Origin of the sequence: Streptomyces scopuliridis RB72 (assembly GCF_000718095.1) — a bacterium.
GTDB lineage: Bacteria > Actinomycetota > Actinomycetes > Streptomycetales > Streptomycetaceae > Streptomyces > Streptomyces scopuliridis.
Genome location: NZ_JOEI01000044.1, coordinates 15,270 through 27,324 on the forward strand (window position 1 = coordinate 15,270; position 12,055 = coordinate 27,324).

Genomic DNA, 12,055 nt, shown 5'->3' on the forward strand with positions numbered 1-12,055 from the left:
GTGCATGACGCACTCACCGGCCTGCTGGAGCGGCGCGCGCCGGTCGGGCTCGACACCTGGCGGTCGTTCTGGGACCAGCTCGGCGCCGGCGGCCTCGACCGAGCGCAGGCCCTCGCCCTGCTGGCCTCCCTGGCCACCGCACCGCCCGGCCACGAGACACTGCGCCCGCTGCTCGACTCGCTCGCCGAGCGGCGGCCCGCCCGGCCGGCGGACCGCTGGCCGGGCACGGTCAATGTGGTGGGCACCGGAGGCGGACCGAAGACCTTCAACATCTCCACCGCGTCGGCGTTCGTCGCCGCCGCGACCGGGGTGCGGGTCGTCAAGACGGGCTCGCGCGCGTACACCAGCTCGCTCGGCTCCGTCGATCTGCTGGAACGGCTCGGCGTCCGGCTCACCTCCTCCTACGACCAGACCGCCGACACACTGGACCGGTACGGCATCGCCTTCGCCGGACCGTTCGTCTACCCGGCGCAGCTGACCCGGCTGGCCAGGACCATCGCACCGACGAGCATGAAACCCTTCGGCCGCTTCCTCAACGCCCTCGGGCCGTTCCTCGCGGACCTGCCCGTCACGGCGCAGGTCACCGGAGTCTCGGCGAACGCGCCCCTGGCCGACCTCCGCGTGCTCGCCGGGACCGAGACCGGCCGGACGCTGTGGCTGACCACCAACGACCGCGGCGCCGACGAACTGCTCGGCTTCGCCGACAACACCATCCACATCCGCGACGGCCGCGAACTCCACCTTCCGGTAGGTGAGTTGGTTCCGCCCTACGGAGGCTTCGACGATCTCGCGCCCGCCCCGGACCCCGCCTCGGCACCCGCACACTTCCTGTCCGTCCTCGCCGGCACCGCGGGGGAGGTGGCCACCCGTACGGTCTGCCTCAACGCGGCGGCGCTGTCCGTCGCGAGCGGTCACACCACCGACTGGACGCAGGCCGTCGCCGCCGCCCTGGAGGCGGTACGCAGCGGAGCCGCCCGCGCACTCGCCGAGCGCGTACGGGCCGGAGCGCCACGACCACCGGCCCGTACGGAAGCGGTGACCCATGGCTGACTTCTTCTCCCGCACCGGCCCCGGCGAAGGACCGGGCCTGGCCCTCTTCCTCAACGCCGGGGACCCGCCGCTCGATGTCCTCGCCGACCTCGTTCTCATGCTGGACGAGGAGGGCGTCGACTGCCTCGAACTCGCCGTGCCCTTCCCCGACTCGGTCACCGACGGGCCCGTGATCCGCCGCTCCGCCCGCCGCGCCCTCGACCAGGGCGTCGGGCTCGACGAGGTCCTCGCCTTCATCGCCGACGTACGCCCGCGGCTGCGCCGGCTGCGGATCGCGCTGCTCGCCGACTGGAGCCACTCCCTCAAGCACCGGGACCGCGAGCACGGGGATCCGGCGCGCACACTCCGTACGATCGCCGGCTCGGGCGCGGACGGACTGCTCGTCCACGCGCTGCCGCCCCGGCTGCGCACCGCACACTACGCGGCGGCCCGCGAGGCCGAACTGCCCGTCGTCACCACCTGCTACCAGCAGAGCCCGCCGCCGACCATGGCCGAGGCGGCGGCCGAGGCCACCGCCTATCTCTATCTCGTCGCCCACTACGGACGCAGCGGCACCGCCCCCGCCACCGGGCATGCCGCGCTGGCGACCACCGTCGCCGCGCTCCGGGCGCACACGGAATCCCCGATCGCCATCGGCTTCGGGGTCAGGACCAGACAGGACGTGGAGACCGTAGGCGCCTGCGGAGCCGATGCCGTCATCATCGGCTCCGCGGGTGTCGCCCGGATCGAGCGGTCGCTCGCTCAAGGCGGCGACATCGTCGGCGGCTTCCGCGCCTTCGTCAGGTCCGTATCGCCCAACCGTTCCATCACACCTGAGAGAACAGGGAGTTGACCATGTTCGTCCGTGACCTGGACAGCGTGAAGACGGTCGAGTGGGGCAATGGCCTCAGCCGTCGCTTCATCGTGGCCGCCGACGGCCTCGACTACAGCATCACCGACACTACCGTGCGCGCGGGCACCAAGTCCCGTCTGGAGTACCGCAATCACATCGAATCCTGCTACTGCATCGAGGGGTCCGGAGAAGTGATCGAGCTGGACGGCACCTCGCACCCGATCGTGCCGGGCCGTCTCTACTCGCTCAACGAGCACGACGCCCACTACCTCGTGGCCGGCCCGCACGAGGACCTGCGCCTGGTGTGTGTCTTCTCGCCGGCGCTCCAGGGCGACGAGGTGCACCAGCTCGACGAGCAGGTCTCCTCGGCGTACTGATCCGCGCACCGCGTTCTCTTGACCGCCCTCCTCCGAACCGTCATGGAAAGGCTCGCCGTGATCCGCTGGAACGCCGACCAGGCCGAACTGCGCGAAGGTCTGGCCCGGTGGGGTGAGGCGCTCAGCGCCGGCCACATAGAACAGGACGAACAGGCCATGTTCTCCTGGGACAAGTGGAAACTGATCCGGGAGACCGGCATCCTCGCACTGCCCTTCGAAGAGCGCTGGGGCGGCCTCGGCCAGTCCCTGCTCACCACCATGTATCTGCTCGAAGGGCTGGGCGAGCACTGCCGTGACTCCGGGCTGAGCTTCTCGGTCACCACCACCATGGCCAGTACCGGTGTGCCACTGGAGAAATTCGGCACGGAAGCGCAGAAGGAGCGGTATCTGACCCGGATCTGCTCGGGCGAGGTGATCGGCGCCCATGCGATCACCGAGGCCGAGGGCGGCTCGGACGCCATGGCGATGACCACGAGAGCGGTACGGGACGGCGACCGGTTCGTCCTGAACGGCTCGAAGATCTTCGTCAGCAACGGCCCCGTCGCCGATGTGTTCGTCGTCTACGCGCGTACGCATCCGGACGGCGGCCCGCTCGGGGTCACCGCGTTCCTCGTGGACCGGGACACCCCGGGGCTCACGATCGGCCCACCGACCAAGAAGATGGGACTACGGACCTCGCCGCTCAGCGAGTTGTTCTTCGACGAGTGCCGTGTCCCGAGGACCCAGGTCCTCGGCCGGGTCGGCGGCGGATTCCTCGTGCTCGACCATGTGATGAAGCGGGAGATCCTCTTCTCCTTCATCGTGAACGTGGGAGAGATGAGGCACCGGCTCGACCGCTGCCTCGACTACGCGAAGACCCGCCGTTCCTTCGGCAGGCCGATCGGCTCGTACCAGTCCGTCGCCAACAAGATCGTCGACATGAGGATCCGGCTGGAGACGGCGGCCAAGTGGCTGTACGACACCGGTGAACGCCTCGCGGCCGGCGAGAACGTCACGGTGGATCTGGCCATCGCCAAACTGGTGACGAGCGAGAGCAATGTGGCGACCAGCCTGATGGCCGTGCAACTCTTCGGCGGGCACGGCTATATGACCGAATACGGCCTGGAGAAGGACGTACGCAACGCCGTGGCCGGCACGATCTACTCCGGCACCACGGAAATCCAGTACAACCGCATCGCCTCGATGCTGGGTCTGGGCACATGAGCCCGGAGCCCGCCTCCAGGCTCCCGGCGGGACACTCGGCCGCACCCGAGGCCCGCCGGGTTCTGAAAGTCTGCGGCGCCACCTCCCCCGACGACATCACCACGCTCGCCGCCGCGGGAGCGGACTGCGTCGGCCTGTGGCACGGCATACCCGGCGGCCACGCCGAGCTTCCCGCGCGGCGCCTCACCGAACTCGTCGCGGCGGCCCGCGCCACCGGACGGCTCGAACCGGTCCTCGTCACCTTCCTCGGTGACCCCGAAGCCCTCACCGGCCTGGCCCGCCGCACCGGCCTGCGCTGGCTGCAACTGCACGCCTACCAGCCACCCGTGGTGGTACGGGCGCTGCGCGCCGCCCTGCCCGACGCGGTCCTCGTCAAGGTCCTCCATCTGCGCGCCGGCAGCTGCCTGGAACGCCCGCTGATCGGCGCGTACGAACGGGCCGGCACCGACCTGTTCCTGCTCGACACGACGACCGAGGACGGCCGCATCGGCAGCACCGGACACCAACTCGCCGAGCGGGATGTGCTCGGCCTGCTGCCCCGGCTCACCCGGCCGTTCCTGCTCGCCGGCGGCATCACCCCGTACAACCGCCCCGACTACGGGTCCGTCGCCGCCCACCCCGGCTTCCGCGGCATCGATGTCGACACCGCCGCCCGCGACGCCCGCGGACGTTTCTCGGCGCCCGCCGTCACCGCTCTGGCCCGCGCCTGGCGGACCGACACGTCCCCTGAGGAGTTCCGATGACCGCCCGGTTCCTGGAAGCCCTGCTGGCCGCCGATCGCCCGCTGGTCATGGAGATCAAACGGCGCGACGCGCACGGCTACGATCTGCTCGGCGGCCGCACCCCCGCCGCGATCGTGGAGTCGTACGAAGCCGCGGGCGCGCCCTGTATCTCGGTGGTGACGGGACGCTGGTTCGGCGGCACCACCGGCCTGCTGCGCGATGTGGCGGCGCTCACCGACCTGCCGCTGCTCCAGAAGGACTTCATCACCCGCAAGGACCAGCTGTCGACCGCCGGGGAACTCGGCGCCTCCGCCGTGCTGCTCACCGCGGCCCTGCTGCCCCGGTCCAGTATGCGCACGCTGATCACCGCCTCTCTGGTCCTCGGCCTCACCCCCTTCGTCGAGGTGACGGAAGAGTCCGAACTCGACGGGCTGCCGCACGCCGACGAGTGCGTCGTCGCCGTCAACAACAAGGACATCAAGGCCAAGGAGCGCGACCGGGGCGACCTCGACCGCAGCCTCGCCCTGCTGCCCGCGGTCCGGGCCTCGGGTACCCGCTGCCCCGTCAGCGCCAGCGCCATCGACGGCCCGCTCGCCGCCGCGAAGCTGCTCGACGCGGGGTACGCCGGCCTGCTGGTGGGCACCTCGCTGCTGCGCACCGACAGCGCGGCCGGCTGGGTCGACCGCCTGGACCGGGCCAGGACCCGCCCCGCGGGCCGGCCGAACTGAACGGCCCCGACCGGCCCGCCCACCGCTGCCCAGGAGAACCGCCTGCCATGACCGCACCCGTATCCGCTCCCGTATCCGCGTCCGTATCCGTTCCCGCTCCTGCCCGCCTTCCGGCGCCCGCCGTCCGTGCCGTGACCCTCGACGCCGACGGCGTACCCCTGTCGGGTCTGCTCGCCGAGCCGGACGGCGGCGCGGCACCCCGCTCCGTGATCGTCGCCATCCACGGCCGGGGCATGTGCGCCGACTACTTCAACGGACTGACCGACCAGGCCGACTCGCTGCTCACGCTGGGCGCCCGGCTCGGTCATACGGTGCTGGCCCTGGACCGGCCCGGCTACGGCGCCTCCGCCGGCCCGCTGCCGGACGGACAGCCCCTCGGCGAGCAGGCGACCACCCTGCACCGGGCGCTCGCCGACTTCGCCCGGCACCACCCGACCGGCTCGGGTTTCTTCGTCGTGGCCCACTCCGACGGCGGCAAGGTCGCGCTGCACATGGCCGCGCAGGACGCGGGCAGCGGCCTGCTCGGACTCGACATCAACGGATGCGGCTGGCGGTACGCACCCGAGGCGCGGCACTTCCCCGACACCCTCGGCGGTGGCGCGTCCCGGCTCAACTGGGGCCCGCTGCACCTGTATTCACCCGGTACGTTCCGGGCGAGCCGCTCCCTGTTGAGGGCCGTACCGGCGCGCGAGGCGGCCCAGACGGCTACCTGGCCCGTCCAGTACCCGCGGCTGGCCGGCCGGATCACCAGCCCGGTCAGACTGACCTTCGCGGAGCACGAACTGTGGTGGGAGCTGGACGACAAGGCGCTCGCGGCCATGACGGGACTGCTCACCGCGGCGCCGCTCGTCGCGGTGGAGCGGCTGTCCGCCGCCGGGCACAACATCAGCATCGGCCGCGCGGCCCGCGTCTACCACCTGCGGGCGCTGGCCTTTCTGGAGGAGTGCCTGCGACGTGCCGGTGACCACCCCCGCCCCGTCCCGAACTCCGCGCGGGAGCAGGGCGGTTGCGCGGAAGCGTACGTCCCGGTGATCAGTGCGTGATCAATCCGTGGTCATGGCGGAGGGGCGGAGCACATCGCGGCTACTGTGTGCGCACCGTATTCGTCCACGCACCGAGCGACTCCAGGAAGGACCCCTCCTTATGGCGGCAGAGACCGCGGACCTCCCGCAGCATCCCAGGCCGGGCCCGCGTGCCCTGATGGCCGACGGGCAGCGCTCGTACTCCTTCGAGTTCTTCCCGCCCAAGACGCCGGCGGGGGAACGCACGCTCTGGAACGCGATCCGCCGGATCGAGGCGCTCGCGCCGTCCTTCGTCTCCGTGACCTACGGCGCCGGCGGCTCCTCGCGCGACCGGACGATCGAGGTCACCAAGCGCATCGCCGCCGAGACCACGCTGCGCCCAGTCGCGCATCTCACCGCGGTCGGCCACTCGGTCGCCGAACTGCGCCACATCATCGGCCAGTACGCGGACGCCGGTATCCGGGACGTGCTCGCGCTGCGCGGCGACCCGCCCGGCGACCCGCGCGGCGAGTGGGTCCGCCATCCGGAGGGCTTCGGCCAGGCCAGTGAACTCGTCACCCTCATCAGGGAACTGGGCGACTTCACCGTCGGGGTGGCCGCCTTCCCCGAGCGCCATCCGCGCTCGCCCGACTGGGACAGCGACATCCGCCACTTCGTCGCCAAGTGCCGTGCGGGCGCCGACTACGCGATCACGCAGATGTTCTTCGACGTCGAGGACTATCTGCGGCTCCGCGACCGGATCGAGGCCGCGGGCTGTACGACCCCGATCGTCCCCGAGATCATGCCGGCCACGGACGTACGGCAGATCCGCCGCTTCGCCGAACTCAGCGACGCCCGCTTCCCCGACGCGCTGGCCCAGCGGCTCGAAGAGGCCCGCGACCGGCCGCAGGACGGGCATCGCATCGGAGTCGAGTACGCGACGGCCATGGCCGAACGGCTGCTCGCCGAAGGCGCCCCCGGACTGCACTACATCACCCTCAACCGCTCCACGGCCACGATGGAGATCCATCAGAACCTGGGCGTGGCGGTACGGCGCGACCGCCCCCTGGCCGCCACCCGTACCTGATCCGACGGCCCGCCGGTGAGCTGTCCGCCGGTTTGGACGCTGGAACATGGACCTGAGCTTCGTGGCTATGTCCCGTCTCACCGCGCTGTACTTGACTGGTCCCCTGACGCAGTACGTGAGAAAGCCGTGTCACATGTCGGCGGCGGCGTTGGCGACGACACCGTGGCGGTCGCCGGATCACCTCGTATCGGACGGCTTCGACCACCAGACAAGGAAGTCCCATGAGCTTCAACCCGACCGGAACCCCGAACCCCTACGCCGCCTACCCGCCCGCCCCCGCGGTGGCGCCCGTGCGCCGGAGCAAGGCGGTGGGGCCGCTGCTGATGATCGCCACCATCACCATGGGGCTGATGGCGGGTCTCTTCTTCGCGTACGACATCTCGGTGATGCCGGGCCTGGCCAGGACGGACGACCGTACGTATGTCGACGCGATGCAGAACTTCAACGCCCTGATCGACGGCAACGGGCTCTTCGGCATGGTCTTCATCGGAGCGCTGCTGGCCGCGGCGGTCGCGGCGTTCCTGGAGCACCGCCAGGGCCGACGGGGCGCCGCGCTCTGGATCGGCGCCGCGGCCGCGCTCTATCTGGTGGCCCTGATGATCACGTTCAGCGTCAATATCCCGCTCAACAACGAGCTGGCCGCCGCCGGTGACCCGGCCAAGATCACGGACTTCTCGATCGTCGAGAAGTTCAAGGGCACGTGGGAGACGAGCAATATCGTGCGGACCCTGGTCTGCACGGCGGCGCTCGGCTTCCTCGCCCGCGCCCTGGTGCTGCACGGACGTGGCGCCGGTACCGGCGCTACCACCCACCCGATGCGCCCGCACGGCGTCTGAGCCACGGCGGCAGTGAGCGGGGCGGCGAGGCCAGGAGAGCCCCGCCGCCCCGCTCCGTCCTCGCTCAGCAGTCCCGGAACTCGGGCGACTGGTTGAGGATCTGCGAGCGCGGCGAGGTGAACCGCGTGTGCGTCGCACCGCCCTGGTCCTCCGGACGGAAGACGGCCACCCGGTGGCAGTTCATGAACGCCAGGGTGACCCCGAAGTGCCGCTCCAGACTGGAGCGGATGGCGTCGCTGGCGAGAGCGCGCAGCAGCTGGCCGCGCTCGCGCTCGGAGGGCGGCGGCGTCTGGTTGTCGGCGAACGGGGCATCGCTGTCGCGCAGTTCACCGACCAGACCGGCGATGAGGGAGTACGCGTACGGCAGGGAGGTCCGGACGGTGTCCACGAAGTCCTGTTCGCGGACCGGGCCGTTCTCGGCGTCGGCGAGCAGCTTGGGGGAGACATCGAGTGACATGAGTGCGTGTCCTGTCGGGTTGGGGGTCACAGGGGCCCGGTGGGGGAGGAGACGGTGCGACGGCGCGGCGGAACGCAGTGGGTCAGACCGGGCTGAGAGCGTCCGGACCGTGCCGGAAACCGGGGTCGACCTGAAGCGCGAGTTCGCTCCCGGTGGCCCGGTCGGCCCACGCGCGCGCGTTGCGCAGATGGAACTCGATGGCATGCCGCTGGAACATGTCCCAGTCCTTGGGCCGCGCGTCGACCGCGGCGCGCAACTGGCGCAGGGTGTGCGCGTTGTGCGGTTCGAGCCCGCCTCCCGTACGGCCCTGCTCCTGCGCCCGTACCCAGGGGGACTGCTCGCAGTAGGCGATCAGATCGTCCCCGACATGCTCCTTGAGGAACAGGAGATCGTCCTCGCCCGTGACCTTGTTGCCGACCACGGCGAGCGCGATCCCGAACTCCCGTGCGTGATCGCGGTACTGGCGGTAGACCGAGACGCCCTTACGCGTGGGCTCGGCGACCAGGAACGTCAGATCGAACCGGGTGAACAGGCCGGAGGCGAACGCGTCCGCCCCGGCGGTCATATCCACGACGACATACTCGCCGGGACCGTCGACCAGATGGTTCAGATACAGCTCGACGGCCCCGAGCTTGGAGTGGTAGCAGGCCACCCCGAGATCGCTGTCGTCGAACACCCCGGTCACCATCAGCGGCACCCCGCCCACCGGCCGCGCGTGGTGCGCGTGCACCGGGTCCTCTCCGAGGACCCGCAGCAGCCGCGAACCGCGTCCCGGCGGAGTGGTCTTGATCATCTCCTCGCGTGAGGCGATCCGCGGATTGTCCCCGCGCAGCCAGTCCTTGATCTCGCCGGTGCGCGAGCTGAGCGGTGGCGCGGTATGGCTCTCCCTCTCCCCGGGGGAGAGAGCCTCGGCCAGATGCTGGTTGATGTCCGCGTCGATGGCGACCACGGGCGCACCCTCGGCGGCTAACTGCCGGGCGAAGAGGGCCGACAGCGTGGTCTTGCCGCTGCCGCCCTTGCCGACGAACGCTACGCGCACGGCTCAGCCCTCCGGGGCCAGCAGGCCGCGCTCGTACGCCTTGACGAGTCGCTGCGGTACGAGATGGGACGTACCGTCGATGGTGACAGGCACCAGGGTCGGCGTGACGCCTTTCCACTGGGCCCGGCGGTGACGGGTGTTGCTACGGGACATCTTCCGTTTGGGTACGGCCATGGCGGACCTCCTGGGTGCACGGAGCGTGGATCGTGATGCCGTCGAAACGCTACATGCAAATGAACACCGTTACCAAAACCGCCTCGTACTCGAATGCCGCACCGACGGTGACGCGCCCGTCGCACGGCTCGTTGGGGAGGCGACATCGGGCCGGGCGCCGCCGACGGGACCGGGCACGGCCGGCCTTCCCCGAATGATCTGGAGAGAGCCATGACCACTGCGCACGCCCCCCACCCGAACCACACGCACCAGCACGGCGCGGGCTGCGGCCATGTGTCCTTCCCGCACGAGGGGCATGTGGACTATGTGCACGACGGCCATGTGCACGCGGTCCACGACGATCACGTGGACGAATGTGAGCCCGGAGCCCACGCCCCGCACAGTGGCCATGCGCACCAGCACGGCGAGGGGTGCGGACATGTGGCAGTGCCGCATGACGGCCATGTGGACTATGTGCACGACGGACACCGCCACGCCGAGCACGACGGTCACTGGGACGACCACTGACCCCTACACGTACGGCCCCGGTCGCACCCGAGAGGGCGCGGCCGGGGCCGTAGTGGTCAGGGGTTACGGGAGGGTCAGCCCACCGGGGCGGGCGGAGTCGCCTTGGCGTTCTCCTCCGCCTGCTTGCTCTCCTCCGCGAGCCGCTCCATCCCGCTCGTGGTCTTGAGCGGCTTCTCCTTGATGAAGAGCACCGCGACGAGCGCCAGTGCGGCGAACGGCGCGGCGACGAGGAAGAGTTCCGCCGTGGCCACACCGTAGGCGTGCTCCACGATCTCCCGCATGGCGGCGGGCAGCTTCGACATATCGGGTACGGCGCCATGGCCCGAGCCGCCGGACGCACCCTGGCCGGACTCGCCCAGGCTCTTGGTCATCTCGGCCGCCACCCGGTTGGCGAGCACCGCGCCGAGGACGCTCGTACCGATCGTTCCGCCCATGCTGCGGAAGAACGACAGGACGGACGTGGCCGCGCCCAGCTCAGCGGCCGGTACGTCGTTCTGCGCCACCAGCACCAGGTTCTGCATCAGCAGCCCGACGCCGATACCGAGCACCGCCATGTAGAGGCTGAGCAGACCGAAACCGGTGTCGGCGCTGATGGTCGCCAGCATGCCCAGACCGGCCGTCATGATCACGCCGCCCGCGATCAGATAGACCTTCCACTTGCCGGTGGCGCTGATGATCTGGCCGGCCACCGTGGAGGACACCAGCAGACCGAGGATCATCGGCAGGCTCATCAGCCCGGCGACGGTCGGGGACTTGCCGAGCGCGATCTGGAAGTACTGCGAGAGGAAGACGGTGCCGCCGAACATGGCCACACCGACCAGCAGGCTGGCGACCGTGGTCAGGGTGACCGTGCGGTTGCGGAAGATGTCCAGCGGGATGACCGGCTCGGGCACCCTGGCCTCCACGAAGACCGCGGCCACCAGCAGCACCACACCCGTCGCGGTCAGCGCGAAGGTCTGCCAGGACGCCCAGTCGAACTGGTTGCCCGCCAGGGACGTCCAGATCAGCAGCGCGGAGACGCCCGCCACGATCAGGAACGCGCCCAGGTAGTCGATCTTCACCTCGCGGCGGACCGTGGGCAGCCGCAGCGTGCGCTGGAGCATCAGGATCGCCGCCAGGGCGAACGGCACGCCGATGAAGAAGCACCAGCGCCAGCCCAGCCACGAGGTGTCCACCAGCACGCCGCCGATCAGCGGCCCGGCGACCGTACCGACCGCGAAGACGGCGCCGAAGATCCCGGAGTACTTGCCCAGCCGCCGGGGCGGGATGACCGCGGCCATGACGATCTGCGCGAGCGCGGTCAGACCGCCGGCGCCGATGCCCTGGACGACACGGCTGAAGATGAGCAGGCCGACGCCCTGGGAGAAGCCGGCCAGCAGGGACCCGACCACGAACATGGCGAGCGACAGCTGAAGCAGCAGCTTCTTGTTGTAGAGGTCCGACAGCTTGCCCCAGAGGGGCACGGTCGCCGTCATGGCGAGCAGTTCGGAGGTGACGACCCAGGTGTACGACGACTGACTGCCGTTGAGGTCGGCGATGATCCGGGGCAGGGCGTTGGCCACCACCGTGCCGGCCAGGATGGCGACGAACATGCCGGCCATCAGCCCCGACATGGCTTGGAGTATCTGCCGGTTGGTCATGGAGGTCGGCGCCTGCTCGGGCGCCTCTATTGCACTCAAGGTGTCCTTCTTCAAGTCCATGGTCGATGCGTGGGTGGAAGCGGTGAAAGGGTGGGCGGCCGGATGTCAGCCGTCGGCGGGCGGTTCGGGCAGGCCGGCGGCCAGATGGGCGAAGACCCGCCGGAAGATGTCCGGGAAGGTGACCTCCGGGCCCTGCGCGCACCAGTGCTCGACGGCGACCCGTACGGCCGTCGTGGCGACGGCGGCGAGCAGCCGCGGGTAGAGCCCGAGCGCCGAGGTGTCCGGGACATGCGCGCAGGGCCCCCACTGCACCTTCGATGTCGATCACGGCGCCGTGCGTCCACGGCCGCACCGCGGAGGCCGGCCGCGGTACCCAGGCGGCCAACGGCACGACCCACAAAG

Annotated in this window: 15 protein-coding genes; 10 read left to right on the plus strand and 5 right to left on the minus strand. The window is 70.5% G+C overall.

Annotated features, from left to right (window positions below):
* The 9 genes from IF11_RS0135115 to IF11_RS0135155 all read left to right on the plus strand — a co-directional run bounded on the left by IF11_RS0135115 (position 1) and on the right by IF11_RS0135155 (position 7,836).
* Complete coding sequence (locus tag IF11_RS0135115; RefSeq protein WP_030355866.1) at positions 1–1,050, plus strand: anthranilate phosphoribosyltransferase; 1,050 nt, start codon at positions 1–3, stop codon at positions 1,048–1,050.
* The gene (gene trpA, locus IF11_RS0135120; protein WP_030355867.1) at positions 1,043–1,882 is read left to right on the plus strand and encodes a tryptophan synthase subunit alpha; all 840 of its coding nucleotides are present in this window, start codon (positions 1,043–1,045) and stop codon (positions 1,880–1,882) included. The genes IF11_RS0135115 and trpA overlap by 8 nt, the downstream gene beginning before the upstream one ends.
* Positions 1,883–1,884: 2 nt before the next feature.
* On the plus strand, positions 1,885–2,259 hold the full coding sequence (locus IF11_RS0135125; protein ID WP_030355868.1) for an ectoine synthase: 375 nt from the start codon (positions 1,885–1,887) through the stop codon (positions 2,257–2,259).
* Between the two features lie 57 nt (positions 2,260–2,316).
* Positions 2,317–3,462: an acyl-CoA dehydrogenase family protein gene (locus tag IF11_RS0135130; RefSeq protein WP_030355869.1), complete on the plus strand. Its 1,146-nt coding sequence runs from the start codon at positions 2,317–2,319 to the stop codon at positions 3,460–3,462.
* A complete protein-coding gene (locus IF11_RS0135135) occupies positions 3,459–4,205 on the plus strand; it encodes a phosphoribosylanthranilate isomerase (protein WP_106979321.1) in 747 nt (248 codons plus the stop codon). Before IF11_RS0135130 ends, IF11_RS0135135 begins: the two co-directional genes overlap by 4 nt.
* A complete protein-coding gene (locus IF11_RS0135140; protein WP_030355871.1) occupies positions 4,202–4,912 on the plus strand; it encodes a beta/alpha barrel domain-containing protein in 711 nt (236 codons plus the stop codon). The genes IF11_RS0135135 and IF11_RS0135140 overlap by 4 nt, the downstream gene beginning before the upstream one ends.
* Positions 4,913–4,959: 47 nt before the next feature.
* Positions 4,960–5,955 (plus strand): alpha/beta hydrolase, encoded by a 996-nt coding sequence (locus IF11_RS0135145; protein ID WP_244888273.1) that lies wholly within the window; start codon positions 4,960–4,962, stop codon positions 5,953–5,955.
* A gap of 100 nt (positions 5,956–6,055) precedes the next feature.
* On the plus strand, positions 6,056–7,000 hold the full coding sequence (gene metF, locus IF11_RS0135150; RefSeq protein ID WP_078491083.1) for a methylenetetrahydrofolate reductase [NAD(P)H]: 945 nt from the start codon (positions 6,056–6,058) through the stop codon (positions 6,998–7,000).
* Positions 7,001–7,221: 221 nt separating this feature from the next.
* Positions 7,222–7,836 carry an anthrone oxygenase family protein gene (locus IF11_RS0135155; RefSeq protein WP_078491084.1) on the plus strand — a complete coding sequence of 205 codons (615 nt, stop codon included), beginning with the start codon at positions 7,222–7,224 and terminating at the stop codon, positions 7,834–7,836.
* 64 nt (positions 7,837–7,900) lie between these two features.
* On the opposite strand, the gene IF11_RS0135160 is transcribed toward IF11_RS0135155, so the two are convergent.
* The 3 genes from IF11_RS0135160 to rpmF form a co-directional block, all read right to left on the minus strand.
* Complete coding sequence (locus IF11_RS0135160; RefSeq protein WP_030355875.1) at positions 7,901–8,293, minus strand: SCO5389 family protein; 393 nt, start codon at positions 8,291–8,293, stop codon at positions 7,901–7,903.
* A gap of 82 nt (positions 8,294–8,375) precedes the next feature.
* Positions 8,376–9,332 (minus strand): ATP-binding protein, encoded by a 957-nt coding sequence (locus tag IF11_RS0135165; protein ID WP_030355876.1) that lies wholly within the window; start codon positions 9,330–9,332, stop codon positions 8,376–8,378.
* Between the two features lie 3 nt (positions 9,333–9,335).
* Positions 9,336–9,506 (minus strand): 50S ribosomal protein L32, encoded by a 171-nt coding sequence (rpmF, locus tag IF11_RS0135170; protein WP_030355877.1) that lies wholly within the window; start codon positions 9,504–9,506, stop codon positions 9,336–9,338.
* 210 nt (positions 9,507–9,716) lie between these two features.
* Between rpmF and IF11_RS39700 the strand changes: the two genes are divergently transcribed.
* Positions 9,717–10,013: a hypothetical protein gene (locus IF11_RS39700; RefSeq protein WP_078491085.1), complete on the plus strand. Its 297-nt coding sequence runs from the start codon at positions 9,717–9,719 to the stop codon at positions 10,011–10,013.
* 74 nt (positions 10,014–10,087) lie between these two features.
* Here IF11_RS39700 and IF11_RS0135180 read toward each other — a convergent pair whose 3' ends face one another.
* Together IF11_RS0135180 and IF11_RS0135185 are read right to left on the minus strand one after the other, a co-directional pair.
* The gene (locus tag IF11_RS0135180; RefSeq protein ID WP_030355879.1) at positions 10,088–11,653 is read right to left on the minus strand and encodes an MDR family MFS transporter; all 1,566 of its coding nucleotides are present in this window, start codon (positions 11,651–11,653) and stop codon (positions 10,088–10,090) included.
* A 105-nt stretch (positions 11,654–11,758) separates the two neighbouring features.
* On the minus strand, positions 11,759–11,965 hold the full coding sequence (locus tag IF11_RS0135185) for an acyl-CoA-like ligand-binding transcription factor (protein ID WP_030355880.1): 207 nt from the start codon (positions 11,963–11,965) through the stop codon (positions 11,759–11,761).
* Between the last annotated feature and the right edge of the window lie 90 nt (positions 11,966–12,055).